Genomic DNA, 19,423 nt, shown 5'->3' on the forward strand with positions numbered 1-19,423 from the left:
ATGACCTAATGTAAAATAAAGGAATAGTTCTCTAATCTTGCATTTTATTAACCTATAAGGAAATTAACTCGTATCCTAATTATTAAGGACTACACCATGTTGATATTTGCTGAATTTCGGCTTTTGTTGAATATTTTCTCCCATTCTAATGGAGCATTGTCTATCCATGACAATCTAGTATATTAAAAATGTAAACGCTATCTTTAAGAGAAACTAACGAATTACAAAATCAAATGAGAATGGAGTGATTGTTTAATGAAAGTGAACAGTCGAAAAAGGTACTCAAGAAGGATCTTTACCATCTCTGTTATGGCAGTCTTGTTATTCGTAACTACTCTGACCCCAATCTATACTAGCGGCCATGACAGCAAGGCATATGCCGCAAGTACGACAAAAGAAGTTCGAAATGTCATGTATTATGGGGATTGGTCCATCTGGGGTGGTCAAGGGAATTTCTACCCCAAAGATATTCCTGCAGATCAATTGACACATTTGAATTTTGCATTTCTGGATTTTGATGCAAATGGAAATTTAGTCTTTACGGACAAAGATGCAGCTGTAGGCGCTCCTGTCGGACAAGCCGGCGTACAATGGGGAGCAGCAAACGCAGGGATTCTTATGGCACTCCAACAATTAAGGGCTGAAAATCCGAATTTGAAAATCGGTATTTCTATCGGTGGATGGTCCAAATCGGGTGATTTCTCCGTCGTTGCTGCGGACTCGACAAAACGCGCAAAGCTCGTCTCCAACGTGATGAAGTTCGTGAAATATACTAATATGGATTTCGTTGATTTGGACTGGGAATTCCCGGGTGATGTTCGTCAACCAGACTTGGTCGACAACAAAAACGATGAAGGTACAAAATACGCGAGACCAGAGGATAAAGCAAACTTTATTACATTGTTGCAGGATTTAAGAGCAGCATTGAATACACAAGGTGCAGACATCGGCAAGTATTATGAACTCACTGTAGCCTTACCTGCACCAAAAGCGAAGGTTGATCTTGGCATTGACGTCGCCAAACTATTCGCAGTCGTTGATTTTGCGAATATTATGTCCTACGACATGCGCGGAGCATGGGATGAATATAGTGGCCACCATACAGGTCTATATCCTAACCCTAATGATCCGTTGAAAGGCAATAATTTATCTGTACATGAGACAGTTCAATACTTGTTGCAAAAAGGGGCACAGCCGAATCAAATTGTTGTAGGTGCTGCTTACTATACAAGAGGATGGGAAAAAGTAAGTGTCGGACCTGATGCTAGCCTTCCTGGTCTATTCGGTAAAGCTGAATTGATCGCAAAAGACGCAGACCTCACCCCTACCTATGGTGCTGCGAACGAAGCGGCGCTGACAGTAGGAGATGGCGGTCGACGCTCTGGGTCTTGGGCTTATCGCAGCATTAACGCGCTTAAAGCGAAATATCCTAATTTGAAAGAATATTGGGATAATACAGCAAAAGCTCCATATCTGTATGATGCGGCATCAGGTGCATTTTTCACCTACGATAATGTCAGATCCATTCAAGAAAAAGCAAAATATGTACTAGATAATAATTTGGGCGGTATGATTGCCTGGATGGCTTCAGAAGATAATCCAACAACATCCACTAAACGCGATGAGCTTGCAAAAGCGACGAAGCAAGGGCTTTTTGGCAGCAGTCCACTTGCAGCACGTGAGATAAAATATTCGAAACTTAATGTTACAGTAACCATCACTCCATACACGGAGAACTGGGGAACAGGTAAGGGCTATGACATCAAAATTGTAAATAATGAGCGTTTATCTGAAAGTGATGCCGTGTTGAAGGAAGTTGAACTGGGTGCAAAATCGATTAAACTGCCGAAGTATTATATTAAAGCAAATGGAGCACTAACTTCAGGTGATTATTCAGCAGGTACAGTAACTCAAGAAAATGGGTACACCGTTGTTGATTTGAAATCGGTATATGATGGCAAGTTGCTATCACCAAATGGCACATATACCTTTAAACTTAAAGGGGATGCCGTCATTGATAGCATCGAGCTTGTACAACGCGTATCCGACAACAGTCCGGAAATCGGCAGACAAACGGTCTTTGGCAGTACCACGCCTGTTAATCAAGCCCCTGTATTAAGTGGTGTAGCGAATAAAACGATTACAGTTGGGGACTCTTTTGATCCAAAAAGCGGCGTATCCGCAACGGATAAAGAGGACGGCGATTTGACGGCCGCCATTCAAATTACAGGCACAGTGAACACGGCCGTTGCAGGTAACTACACGTTGACCTATAGCGTTGCCGATTCCAAAGGATTGGTCACGCAGCAGCAGCGCATCATTACGGTTGCAGCTGTTGTTAACGAAGCGCCAGTATTTAGCGGTGTTACGAACAAAACGATTACGGTTGGAGAATCCTTTGATCCTAAGAGCGGCGTAACCGCGACGGATAAAGAGGATGGCGATTTGACCGTAGCTATTCAAATTACAGGAACGGTCAATCCTGCTGTTGCAGGAACGTATACTCTGACTTACAGTGTTGCAGATTCCAAAGGATTGGTCACGCAGCAGCAGCGCATCATAACGGTTGCAGCTGTTGTCAACGAAGCACCAGTATTTAGCGGTGTTACGAACAAAACGATTACGGTTGGAGAAGCCTTTGATCCTAAGAGCGGCGTAACCGCGACGGATAAAGAGGATGGCGATTTGACGGCAGCTATTCAAATTACAGGCACGATCAATCCTACCATTGCTGGAACCTACACGCTGACTTATAGTGTGACGGATTCCAAGGGATTATCGACACAGCTACAGCGTGTCATTACCGTTACAGCTGCATCAACCGATACGTTTGATCCGGCGAAGGTATATGTCAAAGGAGATGTCGTGATCTATAAAGGCGTGAAATATACTGCCAAATGGTGGACACAGGGCGGTACTCCTGATAGTTCACAAGCATGGGAAAAAGAAACGGTATCGAACGGAGATGGAAGCGTAGACTATATTTCGGGTACAGCTTACACGGCTGGCAACAAGGTCCGTTATGATGGAAAGGTGTATGAAGCCAAATGGTGGACGAATTCCGTGCCGGGCAGCGATTCTTCATGGCAGTTGATTAGTTAATTAAAAGGATTGTGGTAGATACAAAACAAGCGGAGCAGATATTTCTGTTCCGCTTGTTCATTGTTCTATCTCGCTATCAATAATTAGGTTTCACTACGCTCTTCCATTAATCTCGAACAACATGTGTATTCTGAAACACTTTGACTTCCTCCAAAGTAGATACCCGTTGTGCCCCGCCTACACGTTGCGTAGATAATGCCCCACAAGCATTGGCGAAGAGCATCAGTTCCATATCACGTTTTCCGTTTAGATATCCATGAATTAGTCCAGCATTAAAAGAATCGCCAGCACCAGTTGTATCGATCGGTGTGATCATATAAGAATTAATCTCAACTAGCCGCTTATCCTCACTATAGAGCGTGGCACCTTTAGAGCCTCTTTTCACCGCCACTCCATGATGCCCCTCGGGTAGTAAACCCCACACATCCTCCAGTGTAGGTACTCCGTAGATATGAAGAAGTTCTTCTTCACTCGGGATAAAGAGATCTGTTTCTTCCAGAAGAGAGTGAATTCCCTCCCTCACCCATTGATTACGAACATCCCAGCCTGTATCGAAGGAGGTTGTAGCTCCATTTTTCCGCACCTGCTTAAATATTTCCTGCCAATGATCTCGCATCCCGTCTTGCAAGAAGTACGATCCAAAATGAACATGATCGGCCTCTTCATATAGAGCTTCCGGCAAATCTCCAGGAGTAAGATCCGGGATACTCCCCATAAAGGTTAGCAAACCTCTGTCTTGCGGAGTTGAGAGAGATAAAGTAACTCCCGTCTTCGCTGTCTGTCTCTTCATAATGAAATCCGTATTTACACCTTTACTTTGCAACTGCTCGATGCAATAATTACCGAACTCATCATCTCCTACCACACTTACAAAGCGTACATCCAACCCTAGACCTGCTAGCGCACACGCAGTTATCGCGGATGAAGATCCAAGAACGATATCGAACGAGTCCACTAATTTCTCGCGGTTCCACTCCGGGATCACATCAGTTCCAGTAATGATCATGTCCACATTCAATTCACCAAGCACGTATACCGTCTTCATCAGATATCCCTTACCTTTCTTAACTACACTAATTCAGAAATAAGATGACGTTCCTTCTCATATAATTCTTCGAACATCGCCTTGATCTCAGACAATGAGCATACAGAAGCCGTCAGTGGATCTACCATCAAGGCATGCATCGCCATCTCTTTATCCCGCTCCAGAACCGCCGATACAGCAAGTTCGAAGAAAGACATGTTACTCTTGCATAACGCGGCTAAATGTTCAGGGAGCTTCCCGAAATGGGTTGGCTGGATGCCGTTCGCATCTACCATACATGCCACCTCAACAATACCATCTTGAGGCAAGTTCGAGATCAATCCTTTGTTTAGAACATTACCATGAATAACTTTCGGCGTATTTTTCAGAATTCCTTCAATAATGACGGCAGCATATTCATTCGAGCTTTCAAATTCGATCTCTATGTCACCGGATAACAAATTCATGATCAAATTTTCATTCTCTTGTCGCCAGGTTGGCCAGTTATTGGCATAGAACCCTGTCGCCCCGTTATATCCATCATTGCAGTGAAAATCTATTAAATCCTGTCTCTTACGATAATAAGGAATATATTCAGAGAAATGTCCGCTAGATTCTGAGACAAATGCACCAAGATATTTCATCGCATCTAACCGGACGGGATCTTTGGCCAAGATGGTTGGATCCTTCATATTTTCCAAGAGTACAGGGTATAGGTCTTTGCCTTTGTGCGACAATTCCAGGAACCATGACATATGGTTGATGCCGCCTGCTCGCCATTTCATTTCTTCATAAGGAATACCAGCATACTCAGCGAGCTGGCGGGAGCTATTTTGAATCGAATGGCATAAGCCCACGACAGGGATATTCGTGATTTTGGTTGTTGCTAGTGTCACAGCCGACATCGGATTTGTATAGTTAAGAATCGTCGCGTTTGGACTCAGTTCCTCAATATCCTTCACAATGGATATCCAGGTTGGTAAAGTACGCAGCGTTTTAAATAGACCGCCTGGACCTAAAGTATCGCCTATGCATTGATTTACCCCATATTTAAGCGGGATTTCAAATTCATTACGAACCGTCTCCAGTCCATTCACTTCAATTTGGTTAATAACGAAGGTTGAATCCGCCAATACTTTGCGACGGTCAGACGAAGATATGACAGACCAGTTTTTACCAGATATTTCAATCAGCTTTTCGACTAACTGATGAACGATCTCCAACCGTCTTTCATCAATATCTACAAGGGCTATGACCCCACCCTCTATATCCGTGATATTCAAAATATCAATGACCAATCCTTTGGTAAAAAAACTCCCCGCTCCGATAATCGTTATCTTTGTCATCCTAAACACTCCTATATCGTATTCGTATATTTAAGAGAACCAACTACTTTTTCAATTCAATAGCAATGACTGTGTCCGCCTCATCTGGCAATGGATAAGTGAAGTGAGCAATACTGCCCAAACAAGCAAATAAAATATTCTCATAAGCTTTCGTGATCCAGCTATCCCCACGTTGCACTTCCACACCATCTGCTAGACGATACATGGATTTCACTTGATCAACCGGCACGCCTGTTAACGCCAAAGGACCGATCGGTGCTTCGAACACATGCGCATAAATCATATTTCCATTCCGCGTATAACGTCCCCATTCCGGCTTATCGATATCAGCATAACCGCAGCTATAGATGCTCTCCGCATTCTTATCCATCCATTCACCTATGGCTTCAAGGGTATCCATTGACTGCTTGTTGAAATTGCCTTTCGCATCAGGACCTACATTAAGGATCATGTTCCCTCCCTTGCTCACACATTCTACAAGTTTTCTAATTAGCAGTGCAGCAGGTTTATAGGCAATATCATTCGGAGTATATCCCCATGTATTGTTCATAGTGGTGCACATTTCCCAAGGAATCGAAACTCCAAGCTCGTTCTTAATTCCTTCTTGTGGAATGATCTGTTCCGGACTTGAGAAGTCACCGCTCCAAGCTGTAGGATTCGCTGTCAAAAGACTGCCCCCACCCTCCCCACTCGTCTCCAATCGATTATCGATAATAACCTCTGGTTGTAGGGACCGTACCATTTCCATCAGCTCTTTGGCATGCCAAGTTTCGCCTCTCATGTGTTCATAGGAATAATCAAACCATAAAATATCGATCTTGCCATAGTTCCTGCAGAGCTCTTTAATTTGCCCGTGCATATAAGCTAAATAATTATCGAAGTTATACGTATTATCCTTATATGCCTCGTTATCGCGCATAGGATGAATGAGATCGCCATATTTCGGGTAATCCTCGTGATGCCAGTCAATCAAAGAGTAGTATAAACCTACCTTCAATCCCTCAGCACGGACAGCATCAACAAATTCACGGGTCAAATCGCGCTTACAGACGGTATTGGTTGACTTATAATCCGTAAGTGCACTGTCAAACAGACAGAAACCATCATGATGCTTAACCGTCATCACTACATATTTCATACCGGCCTTCTTTGCGGCCTTCACCCATTTAACAGGGTCATAATCGACCGGATTAAACTGCTCGAAATATTGCTCATACATATCAACAGGGATACGCTCGTCACTCATCACCCATTCGCCACGACCGGGAATGGCGTACAATCCCCAGTGAATAAACATGCCAAAACGTTCCTTCAGAAACCACTCTGTTCTAGTAAATAAATCAGACATTGTATTCTCCTTATCCCTTTACTGCGCCAGCAGTAAGGCTCTTAATGAATAGTTTCGATGTAAAACTAAAAACAAGAATCGTTGGTAACACAGATACGATAATCGCTGAGAACATACCATTCAGATCACGCGCATAAGCAGATCTAAATTGACCTAACAGGGCGGGGATCGTCATGTTCGTTTTACTTTCAAGCAATATCGTTGCAAAATAAAATTCGTTCCAGTTGTTCAAGAAAGCAAGTACGGCTGCCGTGGCCAATCCTGGCTTGGCAAGCGGAACAATGATTTGTACAAATGTTCTCACATGGCCACAACCGTCCATTTGTGCGGCTTCCTCCATCTCTGCAGGAATCGTGAGAAAATAGCTACGAATGACGAAAAAGGTAATCGCGATACCTAATCCGGAATAGACGAGTACGACACCAGTCCGTGTATCATAAAGTCCCAATGTGTCAATGAGACGATAGAGTGGAAAGCTGATCGAAATCGGTGGGATAAAGAGAGTCGTTGCGAACATCAGCGTAATTAGACCTTTACCTTTGAAATCCATCCGTGCCGATACATAAGCAGCCATAGCTACGAATATCACGCTAAGTAATGTCGAGATGACACTGACAATGATACTATTCGAGAAATAGGTTCCAATTTGGAGCTTGGTAAATATCGTGATATAGCCATCAAACTTCCAAGTCTCTGGAAGTCCAAGACCTCCCGGTCTTTCTTTGAATGATGAGATGAATACCCAAATGATCGGATATATTGAAATTAAGATAACGAAGATTAGCAAAGCATATTTGCATATACCGGCAACAATTCCTCGAAGCATTCCATTATGATTGTCATCCATGGTGGTTACCTCCCGTGTTAATAACTTTCATTCGTTTTGAACACGCGGGTGATAAGCACAACGAGTACAACACCAAGGATGAACTGTATAACACCTGCGGTATTCGCTAATGCGAAGTTCAATTTGCTACTTCCCATCGCGGTTTGGAAGATGTAATAGCTCAAACTGAAGGTCGCATCATCAGGTCCACCCTTCGTCAATAACTGAATCTCGTTGAACAATAGCAAACTATAGTTCGTAGCTAGAATAGCCACGGTCCCAATCATGGGTCTTAAAAGTGGCAATGTAATGTACCTTTCAGTCTGAATACCATTTGCTCCATCAATCTTCGCCGCTTCATATAAATCTGGGGATATCGACGCGATTTGCGACATGAGCAATATACAGTTCGTTCCACCAAACAAGATAAAGGCAAAGGTAACACCCCAGAACGCGGTTCCCTGATTCGCAAGAATATTAAGGTTAGCCTCGGGATTAAATACCTTGATGATTTCCGTTACGAAACCAAGAGATGGGTCATACAGATTAACAAAGATTAATCCGATCGCCGCTGTCGAAATAATGTTCGGAATGAGAAAGGCATTTCTAGCGAATACCCATCCCCGCGGTTTTTTGGACAACACTAGCGCAACTAGAATTGAAAAAGGAACCTGAACGACTAGGGCCAGCGCAACCCATTTAAGCGAGTTCAATAGAGCTGTTTTGAAATAATAGTCTGTAGTAAATAGCTTGGTGAAGTTATCAAATACATGGGACCACCCTAGAAACTGTGGTGATTGAAGGTTCTTGAAATCCCATTTGCTAAATGAGGTTAAAAATATAGTTACTAGTGGATACGCGTATATAAACAAAAACATAACAACTGCCGGCAACAAAAAACAAAAAATAAAGATCTTTTTCTGCATGCGTGTCTTGTTTTTGTTTACAGCAGCGTTGTTGTTCCTACGCAATTCAGTCTGTGCTTCCATCGAACCTATCCCCCCTCTATAGAATGAACAGCTAATGCCGAACCCAACAATGATGCCCAACCCTATCGAAACACCATTGTTGTGGTTATTGACATCCAAAGCTTGATTCACAACTTATTGCACGATTTGATCCATTTCTTTAACTATCTGATCTACATCTTTACTACCATCATGCATGGCAGAGTATTTTCCATTGAGTGCACTTGTAATATCTTGATTCCAGTTCGAGCTCATCGCTTTGGTCTGATAATCAGCATTAACTGCAAGCTGACAAGCTTCAGCCAGCTTCTTCAGCTCAGCATTGTCGCCATTAATGTACTTGTCATAATCAAGGCCATTGTAGGCCGGCATTGCAAGTACTTTCGAGAAGATACGATCCGCAATTTCTGGGCTTGTCATGTATTTCACAAATTCAACACTGGCTGCAATCTTTGCTTCGTCTTGTTTGCTGCTGATCACATATCCTGTTGAAGCTGATACAATAGCGGCTTTCTTCCCAGCTTCGTTTGTTGGGAATACTGCTGGTTTAATATGTTCAGGCTTCACCTTAATATCACTTGTAAAGCTGCCCGCTTCCCATACCCCGTTAAAGAGCATAGCCGCATCACCATTCATGAAATCATCACGATATGATTCAGAGTCGGCAGCACCAAAGTATGCTGTCTTAATTTTGCCTAAAGCATGTTTGGACACAAAATCAACGGTGTCTTTGAAAGCAGGATTATCAAAAGATGTAGGTAGAGTAGCTGCGAAATCTCGACCTTCTTGTGTGCTAACTAGATGAGCATTAAACAGAATATCTACCGGCCATCCTTGGTTCATGGAGAATGGAGTTTTAACATCCGGTGATGCAGCGAGTTTATCCACTGCGGCGTTGAAGTCATCCCAAGTTTGCCATTGATCAGGAGTAGTTGCTCCAGCTTTGTTAAATAAGTCTTCGTTATACCAGAACCCCATCGTCTCTAATTGCTCGCGGACGGTATAAATTTTCCCATCGACGTTGTTTTGAACATAGTTAATTCCGACGCCTTGTTTGAACACTGGATCTTCATCGATATAGGGCTTCAAATCCAGGATCAGGTCTGCCTCTGAAGCGGCGGGAACAATGTTATAACCTGCAACATCAACGATATCGGGAAATTGACCTCGTGAAATTTCTTGAATCGCTTTGTCGTAAACCCCTTGTGGTCCAGTTTCTAGTGCAACGGCCTTAAACGTAAATTCATCTTTGTGAAGCTCTGCGAATTCATCGTAAATTTTTCTCATTTCAACAGCAGGCTGCCAGTCATCTTGGAAAAAGGAATGATAGAATGTGATCGTAGGCTTTTCACCGCTTGTTTGAGTGCCTTCAGTACCAGACTTGTCATTTGCTGACGCGTTTTCGGCATTCTTATTGTTTGAACAACCGCTAAGAACAAGCACCGAAACAAAACACAACACAAACATGGTTGATAGGATCTTCTTCATCGTAAAACCCCTTTTTTGTATGAAATAGACTAGTTGTGCACTAATCCTTGAATCTATTCTCACAAAAAAGAGACTTCATATTAATCAATTAAATTGACTTATGTTTGAGTTTATTTTGTTGAAACGCTTTCATTTAGGGTCCGTCTTACTTTGCCCTATCAAAACTTTGTGTTTTTTTTGGATAGTTGATTATTTTTTACCAAATAAATCGCTTAAGCAACAAAAAAAGGGGATGACCCCAGCCAATTTCTTGGCTTTGAAGGCATCCCACGATTAAACTTAGCATTTAATTGATTTATTTAGTGACTTAACATTTCCGATAATTCTGACGGCGATAAAGAGCCGTTTATCACTCGTTTCAGATTATTCTTCAGCGTATCAATAGCCTTCTCATCGCTGAGCGAATCTAGCGTTCTAATTTGAATATCCGCATGGTTTGCTACTCCGAGTGCCATTCCGAGCATTGGTGCTGCCTCTTTAATCCAATCATAGTCTACATTAGGATTCGATGGGGCTTGTTTGGTTTCCACAACCAACCTTTTTTGCACCTTATCGCTAAGCATATACTTCAAAAACCTGACGCAGGCTTCAATTTTTTGCGGATCACCTGTATTTCCAATGACATAACCCGATGAAGGGGATACATAAGAGACCGTTTTGTTATCATAAGCCGGAAATGCAGCATAATTAATATGATCGTGGTTGGATGATTGATTGAGTTCATCGCTATCCCACACTCCGCTGAGGAAAAAGGCAATTTCTGAATCTTTAAACATTTGCAATGCATCATTTCTGCTGATCGGTTGATCACCATAAGTATTAGCTTTACGTAAATCCTCAATAGCCCTTCTAAACTCATCCGTATTGAAATTCGTAGCTGAGCTACTCATAAATTCTGTACCGTTGATATTTTCACCAGCAATTCTTGCACCTAAAAAAATCATATTTTGTTCATTCTCCATCATCAATGGCTTTATCGTTTGACCACGATTTAACGACCATTGTTTCACTTTGTCACAAGCGCTCCAAAATTCGTCCCAAGACAATGGTAACTTCACAGCCGAGTTCGATGTGGAATCTTCCGTTACCCCTGCTTGTTGTAAAATATCCTCGTTGTACCAATACCCTGCGATTTCTAATGCGTCAGGCAGTGTATATATCTCATTATCTGTCATCCAAACTTTAAATATGGATGGGTGTATACTTCTTTTAAACTCTTCATCAGCATCAATATACGGCTTCAAATTCAGCGCTTTGCCCCTAATAATCGCGTTGGACAAAAACTGACTTGCTCCATTCGTCGAAATGATATCCGGCATCTTGTCCGCAGCTAATTTATCATTGGCTTTGTCGATTACAACCGCAAGATCAGGAGAGGAATCAAAGGTTAGCTTAATATCTGGATTAGCCCGTTCAAAATCTTTATATATTTTTCTCATATTGACATGATTTGGTGACGAACCACCCCATCCGTGCATTAAGGTTATTTCAATTTTCTCTTTGGTAGGTGAATTAGAGCATGATACTAGACTTACCGCAGCGAATAATACTGTGATCATCAGAGCTATGGCACGCAATTTCATAACAAGCACCCCTTTTGGTTGACGATGGATCTAGTTGCATATTAACATTAGAAAAAAAATTTAAGCTATCATTTTTTTGCGAAAGTGCTACTCTATTTTATAAACATATAAAGGGAAAGAGAGAGTGGGGGACAATTTCAAATGAACGATATAAGTAAAAAGCGAACGTTCCGTTCCAAAATTATTCTCTTTGATATTACCACTACATTAATCCCAATTATCTTATGTGCGATCATCTTAGGCATTCTCATGTTCACTCTGTTAACCGGTTACATTCGTAATGATATCGTATTCTTTATCAAAGAAACCAACAACAATTTCCAGAACAAGACCGTGCTAGTTGAGGATACGTTACTACGAATTAGAAACAACAAGAGTATATCGGACTATTTAACCGATATCAAAGACCGTTCTACAAGCGATGTCGATTATACCGAAGTCGAAACACAGTTTAGACAATCTGTTGATCTCTATTCCGATAAAAATACGGCCAAGCGAGACAGTCCTTTCCTAGATAAAATTTATCTGTACGATCATGACGGCAATGCCTTCAAAGCTTTTTATAATCCCCCACTCCAGACCTTGCAATTAGAATATGACAAGAATTACGACATGATTTATCAAGATTTTCTCCGAAGTAAAGAGGATGTGAAATTTGTTGTAGATGGCGAGAACATCAATTTGCTGTTCACTGTATATTCTGACTCCATGCAGAACATAGGCACCCTCATATTCGTAATCAACATGAGCAACGTCAACGAAATTATGCAACAGGTCGATCATTACGATCATTCCTTTTGGTATATGTTTGATGGGGATGGAAATACAATTGTAGCTCACAATGCTGACATGATCACTACGGAAGATAAGCATCAAATTATAAATACATACAAACAGGATGCATATGAGCACAAGATTGAGAATACCAATTACCTAATTTACACGGAACGTATGAACATGGATTTCAATTGTGCCATAGGTATTCCCAGTAATCATTTATTCACATTATTGTTTAATTCCATCAAATCTTATGTGTATATTTTCTCAGCTATCATCTTATTGGTCCTTGTATTCACCGTAATTTTCATCCGAAAATTAACCAAGCCTTTGGATGAAGTTGCCTCTAGTATCAGGCTGGTAGGGAAAGGCAAGTTTGATATTAAAATGCCTGAATTCACCAGCCGTGAGTTCGCTTATATCAGTGAGGTGTTCAACTCAATGACGGACAGGATTAATTATTTGATCAAAGATGTCTATGAGAAGCAGTTAATTATCAAAGAATCTGAGCTTAAATTTCTCCAAACTCAAGTGAATCCTCATTTTATGTTTAATGTGCTTAATACGATTGCCCTCAAGGCCAAGATGGATAACAATGACGACGTGAGCAAAATGATCAGTTCATTTGCTGGATTAATTCAAGCAAGTATTTACCGTACCGATAAGGAAAAAGTACCGATTAAGCAGGAATTAATCTACTTGGAGTTTTATCTTTATTTGCAAAGCTACCGATTCGGGGATAAGCTGAACTATAAAATTAAGTATGATGACGAAAGACTACTTGAACTTTATGTTCCGAAACTAGCGATACAATTTATTGTTGAGAACGCTGTCACCCATGGGATCGAGCCGAAGTTCGAAAATGGATTTGTAGAAGTGAATATTTATGCAAAAAATAATTGTCTGTTTATCGAAGTCAAAGATGACGGAGTTGGCTTCGATAGCTTGGAGGGACGAGTGGAACTCCCCCTAAAAACGACAAATAACAAGACAGATCATAATCATGTAGGGCTTAATAATACCTATAAAATCATTCAATATTTTTATGGAAACGATTATGGGATTGACATTTATACCAAGAAAAATGAGGGTACCATCGTAACGATTCAAATTCCATTTGATAACGGCAGCAATGCGGAGGATGATCAACATGTATAAAGTGATGATCGCAGACGATGAACCGATGGTTCGTAAAGGTCTTATTCATCTCATTAATTGGCAAGAACTAGACTGCGAATTAGCTTATGTAGCTGAGGATGGTAAAGAACTGATCGATAATATTGATCGTTACGATCCCGATATTATTATTTGCGATATCAAAATGCCCAGGGTAGATGGCATCGAAGTGGCTCGCTACATTTGGGAGCATGACCTCCGGGCAAAGGTTACTCTTCTCACGGCCTATGCAGATTTTCAGTATGCGCAATCTGCGATTCAATATGGCGTTGTTCAATATGTAACAAAAACGGGTGCGCTTGATGGAATTATCGATGCCATTGAGAAATCGAAAGACCTAATTAAACGTGCACGGCTCGAAAGTAATCACCATCATCTCGACAAAGACCTCATGAAACTGAATATTATGAAATCAATTATTGATAGCTCGCTGTATAATATCGATGAGATCAAGAAAAATGCGATCGAATATGACATCAGCCTACAGAAATTTCTTGCACTTGCTGTGAAACTTGAGACCGATCAAAATGATGATCACCTTAAAAGTCAGATGCATACTAGTCTTTCTAACATCTTCACCATGGCGCTTAGTGATAGTGGATTCGAATCCTATACCATTCCTATGGCTAAAGATATGTTCTGTATTATTATCAATTCATTACATCAGAACTACAAAGAGAAGATTCAAACGATTTGCTCAGATATCGTTGATACGGTACATAGCTTTATGAACGAGAGTGTCTACATTGGGATCAGCGAGCCTGCCGAAGGCCCGTATCATCTCAACGCCACTTATCAACAAGCTACCTCAGCATTGTCTAGGCGTTTTTTAGATGAGCAAATAAAAATCTATCCTTACACATCTATCACTCAAGTAAATAACACTTATTCTGCGCAAATCGAAATGCTCATCGAACAGATTAGTTTAGAAATACAAAAGGGCATGGCGGATACGGCTACCGAATATCTTGAGCAATTATTCTCGTTCCAGAAAACAAACCAGCTATCTGAGATCGATATAAAAAATGTAGGCATTCTCATTGAAAATAAATGCAGAAAGTTTGTTGCTGCGCATCATACTACGCTATCTACGATCTATGATTATCAAAGTGATGCGGGAACCGACATTAGTGACAGTGTGTTTTTTAGCCAATATTCTGATGTATTAACTCAAATCGTACTTGCTACTTGCGAGTTTATGCTTACGGTATCAAAAGGGAGAAACAACATTATCATTGACGCATTGCACTATATCGATAACCATTTCAAACAGGATATTACCCTTAATGACATAGCCAACCACATCAATGTAAACAGCAGTTATCTCAGCCGGTTATTCAAAGAGAAAACCGGGGATACGATCATCAATACGATTAACCATAAAAAGATTGAAAGAGCTAAAGATTCTTTAAGAAATACCGACAAAAAGATATATGAAATTGCTGAAGAGATTGGGATAGATGACACCAGCTACTTTTCTCATTTTTTCAAAAAATATACCGGCGTCTCTCCTAAACAATATAAAGGTTCGTACAATAAGGAGATGTCCCCAGAATAGACACAAGGAGCAGTTTCCCTAGTAGATAACACTACTGAGGTTAGCTGCTCCTTATGTATTCTCACCTATTCTTTAATCAAATCAATAAACTTCGCTTCAACAGTATCTGCAAGAAGTGTTGGTTCAAGCTCCATCTGCATGCCAATTTTCCCGGCACTAACAGCCATCTTCTTCTGTTGTTCTGCACTACTGTCTATAAAAGTTGGATAAAGTTTCTTCATTCCAACCGGAGAACATCCTCCGCGAATGTAGCCTGTCCATTTCTGCAAATCCTTCATAGGCAGCATTTCGATCTTCTTCTCTCCAGCAGCTTTGGCTGCCTTCTTGAGATCGAGTTCTTCTGCAACAGGGATCACAAACACATATAGGTTAGGCCCGCTATGTGCTACCAGTGTCTTAAAAACACATTCTGGTTCTCTGCCAATCTTCTCAGCTACAGCTGTTCCATGAATCATTCCATCCTCATTATCGTAGGAAAGAACTTCATACTGTATCTTCTTCGCATCAAGCATTCGCAGCGCATTTGTTTTTGTAACTTGCATGAGCAATCTACCTTTCTAAATCCTATTCATTAACGATCCCTCAGATGTCCCGTTTTGAATCACTGATTCTAGCCTACTGAATAAGAATTAGAAATGCAAGATTATACCGAATATTTATCAAACGATACCGGACTTCCGTTTATAGTGGCCTTTACCGTCTTCTTCTCACCTGTTTGGAGTTGTAACCGATCTCCACTTAAGCTTGTGTATTCAGCCTGAAGTGGTGTTGTTTCGCTTAGACTGAACGCCGGCGACTGTACCATCATCTTGTCGGCAAACTCCTTGAGTCCACCGATTCCAAGTTTCGCAGCCTCCTTCACGCTAATAGCTTCCACTACAACTCCACCCGGCAATCCACCCTCAGAAACCTCAATAAAATTACTTCGCTCAATTAACTCATACGAATGAGACAAATAAACAGCAAAGTAGACATTTCCCACCTGCCCAAACAGCGATTGTTGCTCTTTATGCCATTCACCTTTTGGTAGTACGCCAATGAGTTGGTTAGGTTCCCCCTTCGGAACAGGGTATAGCTCCATAACAACACTCTTATGATATAGAACTTCTCCATAACCACTTTGATGGCGGGGGTCGCCCTCGTTGTAACCTTCACCCGGATGGAAGAAGTATAGCTGATTTGTTCCGGCTCGTTCCGTTATTGGTAGCGAATACGTCCAGCGGAGCTGTTCATTATCAAATTCCTCGACCCGCTCCCACATGCCTCCGGCAGCATAATCCTCCGTAATATAAGCGTAAGAATGCAGCAACGGTTGAGGCTCGGGATCAGTTGGAATAACTTTTTGTGTCACTTTGGCTACTTCCATCGGAATCCTACGATCCAGCGCCACCTTACGCGCACTCGCTGGTGCCTCATAGAATAGAAACCCGGCATACTCTGTACGCGGCATAATTTCAGGTAACTGGAAATCGCCAAATTGTACATAATCATGAAGGACATTGGCGTCACCAGGAACATCATGCGGCCACCCCCGAGAATGAGCACCTACCCATGAACCCTGAAGATAAAATTGCGCTCGCACACTCCATAAATAATCTAGCATCTCTCCCAATTCATGCTGGATTTCTTCATCTTCGGGACTCATCAGCTCCAGTGCACAGGTAAAGGCTTGAACCCAATGCCAGAACCACGGTAGACAACCATACTCCGGCATCCCCTTGGATTGAATATAGGTTAGTGTTTCTTTAAGACTTCGTTTGCCATCTTCAATCAACTCTTCATCCTCAAATAGTGTGCCAAATATTAGCTTGGCCGCCGTATATTTTGCTTCATGATGACCATAATTCATCACTGGTTTACGGAAGAAATCACTGTGGTAAATATGTGTCAACGCTGTTTGAAATTTAATTTGTAGATCGGCGTTCATCCATCCTCTATACTCGCTGAAGAAGTAAGCCATCAAACTGCCCATGATCTCAACAGGTAGCTCATGTGGCTTCGATTCTCTTGGAATGGGACTTAGTCCTAGCGGCCAATGGCCGTACAATATAGTACCGGGTTGTTGGTTTTGCAACATGAGAACCTCTAGCAACACGGCTTCCGCTTTCCTCTTAGCTTCCTCCCGATCGAAAGAAACCTCTGCTTGAATATCTACTGCGGCAGCGAATAAATAAGATGCATAGTAAAAGTTGTTACGAACATCGTTATGAAACCACAAACCACTTTCCAATAACGAATCATGATACGCTGCCTCACTAATCTTATGTACAAGCTCAGACTGTCGTTTCTTATACGGACTAGGAGTACTTTGTAATCCCTCCATTGATGAACACCCTCTCCATTTTGTAATACAAGATATTTTGTTAGTACAGATCATTATTATGATTTAATTTTTCAGTTCATTTTCTATTGTGCATACTTAACTTCCATTTTGCAACTATATGAACCGCTAAATAAACCTATATAAACAATAAAACAAATATAAACACTTGATAAATGAACTTAAATGGAGTAGATTGTACTTATACGAACGATAAATCATAACTGACAGGAGAATGAATATCCAATGGAAAGACGTTATGCTTCTCACCCGAATGAAGTTAAGAAGTTTGATACCGAGCGGCTCCGCGAGGAATTTCACATCCCAACTATTTTTGCTCCCGATGAGCTGAAGCTCGTACTTACACATGAGGATCGCATGATTGTTGGCGGCGCACAGCCCGTGACTAAAGAAGTTGTTCTTACAACAGATTTGAAGGAACTTGGTGTTTCCTACTTTTTAGAGCGTCGTGAACTGGGAATCATTAATGTAGGTGGTAAAGGTATCGTGGTTGTTGATGGAACAGAATATGAAATCGATACAAAGGAATGCCTCTATGTAGGTCAAGGCTCCAAAGATGTCGTATTCAAAAGCGTTGATGCTGCAAAGCCTGCTAAATTCTATCTGAACTCGGCACCTGCACACCAATCTTACCCAACTACCAAAACAACACTGGCTGAGTCGGAATCCGGAGCGCTAGGTGATATCACGAACTCAAATGAACGTACGATTCATCGTCTTATTCATACAAACGGAGTGCAAAGTGCTCAACTCGTGATGGGTATGACCCAACTAAAACCAGGAAACATGTGGAACACAATGCCTGCACATACACATCCAAGACGTATGGAGGCTTATATGTACTTCGATCTTCCGGATGATTCCGTAGTCATTCATCTCATGGGCGAACCAAGCGAAACACGCCATATCGTTATGCGTAACGAACAAGCCGTGATCTCCCCAAGCTGGTCGATTCACAGCGGCGTTGGAACAAGCAATTATACATTTATCTGGAGCATGGCCGGAGATAATAAAAGATATGATGATATGGACCCTGTATCCATAAAAGATTTACAATAGAGGGGTAGTTCAATAGAGGTAAATTACTTACGGAAAGATGAGGCAAGTTATGAATCCGATACGACGATACGAGATGATTATGGAAGTTCTGCTGAACAAAAAAGATGTAACGGTGAACGAGCTAAGTGAAAGGCTCCAGGTGACAGGGAAAACGATACGCGAGGATTTAAGCAAGCTGGAGGAGCAGGGTTTGATCGTACGTGTGCATGGCGGAGCTGTACTTGCACATAGTGATCAATTCGGAATTTTACCTACCAAGAAGCCACTCGATAAGTATTCCGAGGAAAAAACGGAGATTGCGCTCCGTGCACTTGCACACATTGAAGTGGATGATATCGTCGCTCTCGACGGCGGAAGCACTACACTAGAAATCGCTCGTCGGCTGGACAACATTCCTCTAACCGTAGTCACCAATGATGTCTACATCATTAGCGAACTCGTTCCAAAAGATAACATTCGTCTTGTCGTACCCGGTGGTTACCGTGTCCGCAACATGCTGGCCGGACCTGAAGCCGTCTCTTACGTGCAAAAACTTAATATTAAAAAAGCATTTCTATCGGCTACGGCCGTTCATATCGAGAATGGACTTTCCATTTATACAGGAGATTTAATTGAATTCAAACAGGCCCTTGTGTCCACATCCCGTGAGGTGTACGCCGTTGTGGATCATCATAAATTTGGACACACCGCGCTCCGTACCTTTGCTACTCTCCATGAGGTTAACGCAATTATTACGAACAAAGGCCTGTCACCCGAAATAGCTGAGCAGTTCCGCAGTGCAGGTATAACGATCGAATGCTAACCAATTAAGCTTTCTAATTCATCAT

At 41.7% G+C, this 19,423-nt stretch carries 13 protein-coding genes and 1 pseudogene; 5 read left to right on the plus strand and 9 right to left on the minus strand.

The window, feature by feature from the left end; all coding sequences use genetic code 11:
- Window positions 1–255: 255 nt before the first annotated feature.
- Window positions 256–3,084 (plus strand): annotated as a pseudogene (locus IEW05_RS26015) (glycosyl hydrolase family 18 protein); the annotation flags it as partial.
- A gap of 124 nt (window positions 3,085–3,208) precedes the next feature.
- Here IEW05_RS26015 and IEW05_RS15695 read toward each other — a convergent pair.
- The 7 genes from IEW05_RS15695 to IEW05_RS15725 form a co-directional block, all read right to left on the minus strand.
- The gene (locus IEW05_RS15695; RefSeq protein ID WP_188540419.1) at window positions 3,209–4,147 is read right to left on the minus strand and encodes a carbohydrate kinase family protein; all 939 of its coding nucleotides are present in this window, start codon (window positions 4,145–4,147) and stop codon (window positions 3,209–3,211) included.
- A gap of 23 nt (window positions 4,148–4,170) precedes the next feature.
- Window positions 4,171–5,472 (minus strand): alpha-galactosidase, encoded by a 1,302-nt coding sequence (melA, locus tag IEW05_RS15700; protein ID WP_188540421.1) that lies wholly within the window; start codon window positions 5,470–5,472, stop codon window positions 4,171–4,173.
- Between the two features lie 43 nt (window positions 5,473–5,515).
- Window positions 5,516–6,820, minus strand: a complete 1,305-nt coding sequence (locus tag IEW05_RS15705) for an alpha-L-fucosidase (protein WP_188540422.1) — start codon at window positions 6,818–6,820, stop codon at window positions 5,516–5,518.
- Window positions 6,821–6,830: 10 nt separating this feature from the next.
- Window positions 6,831–7,667, minus strand: coding sequence for a carbohydrate ABC transporter permease (locus IEW05_RS15710; RefSeq protein WP_188540424.1), 837 nt, complete (start codon window positions 7,665–7,667; stop codon window positions 6,831–6,833).
- A 17-nt stretch (window positions 7,668–7,684) separates the two neighbouring features.
- On the minus strand, window positions 7,685–8,635 hold the full coding sequence (locus tag IEW05_RS15715; RefSeq protein ID WP_188540426.1) for a carbohydrate ABC transporter permease: 951 nt from the start codon (window positions 8,633–8,635) through the stop codon (window positions 7,685–7,687).
- Window positions 8,636–8,749: 114 nt separating this feature from the next.
- Window positions 8,750–10,102 carry an ABC transporter substrate-binding protein gene (locus IEW05_RS15720; RefSeq protein ID WP_188540429.1) on the minus strand — a complete coding sequence of 451 codons (1,353 nt, stop codon included), beginning with the start codon at window positions 10,100–10,102 and terminating at the stop codon, window positions 8,750–8,752.
- Window positions 10,103–10,401: 299 nt separating this feature from the next.
- Window positions 10,402–11,685 (minus strand): ABC transporter substrate-binding protein, encoded by a 1,284-nt coding sequence (locus IEW05_RS15725; protein WP_188540431.1) that lies wholly within the window; start codon window positions 11,683–11,685, stop codon window positions 10,402–10,404.
- Between the two features lie 141 nt (window positions 11,686–11,826).
- Between IEW05_RS15725 and IEW05_RS15730 the strand changes: the two genes are divergently transcribed.
- Together IEW05_RS15730 and IEW05_RS15735 are read left to right on the plus strand one after the other, a co-directional pair.
- Entirely contained in the window at window positions 11,827–13,620 is a 1,794-nt protein-coding gene (locus IEW05_RS15730; protein WP_188540433.1) for a sensor histidine kinase, read from the plus strand.
- Window positions 13,613–15,196 (plus strand): response regulator, encoded by a 1,584-nt coding sequence (locus IEW05_RS15735; RefSeq protein WP_188540435.1) that lies wholly within the window; start codon window positions 13,613–13,615, stop codon window positions 15,194–15,196. The genes IEW05_RS15730 and IEW05_RS15735 overlap by 8 nt, the downstream gene beginning before the upstream one ends.
- A 65-nt stretch (window positions 15,197–15,261) precedes the next feature.
- On the opposite strand, the gene ybaK is transcribed toward IEW05_RS15735, so the two are convergent.
- Both ybaK and IEW05_RS15745 read right to left on the minus strand, forming a co-directional pair.
- The gene (gene ybaK, locus IEW05_RS15740; RefSeq protein WP_188540437.1) at window positions 15,262–15,738 is read right to left on the minus strand and encodes a Cys-tRNA(Pro) deacylase; all 477 of its coding nucleotides are present in this window, start codon (window positions 15,736–15,738) and stop codon (window positions 15,262–15,264) included.
- 101 nt (window positions 15,739–15,839) lie between these two features.
- The gene (locus IEW05_RS15745; RefSeq protein ID WP_188540438.1) at window positions 15,840–17,519 is read right to left on the minus strand and encodes a hypothetical protein; all 1,680 of its coding nucleotides are present in this window, start codon (window positions 17,517–17,519) and stop codon (window positions 15,840–15,842) included.
- A gap of 243 nt (window positions 17,520–17,762) precedes the next feature.
- Between IEW05_RS15745 and kduI the strand changes: the two genes are divergently transcribed.
- Together kduI and IEW05_RS15755 are read left to right on the plus strand one after the other, a co-directional pair.
- Window positions 17,763–18,596, plus strand: coding sequence for a 5-dehydro-4-deoxy-D-glucuronate isomerase (gene kduI / locus IEW05_RS15750; protein ID WP_188540440.1), 834 nt, complete (start codon window positions 17,763–17,765; stop codon window positions 18,594–18,596).
- Between the two features lie 49 nt (window positions 18,597–18,645).
- Window positions 18,646–19,398 carry a DeoR/GlpR family DNA-binding transcription regulator gene (locus tag IEW05_RS15755; RefSeq protein ID WP_188540442.1) on the plus strand — a complete coding sequence of 251 codons (753 nt, stop codon included), beginning with the start codon at window positions 18,646–18,648 and terminating at the stop codon, window positions 19,396–19,398.
- Window positions 19,399–19,423: the final 25 nt, after the last annotated feature.

Source organism: Paenibacillus segetis (assembly GCF_014639155.1).
Classification (GTDB): Bacteria; Bacillota; Bacilli; order Paenibacillales; family Paenibacillaceae; genus Fontibacillus; species Fontibacillus segetis.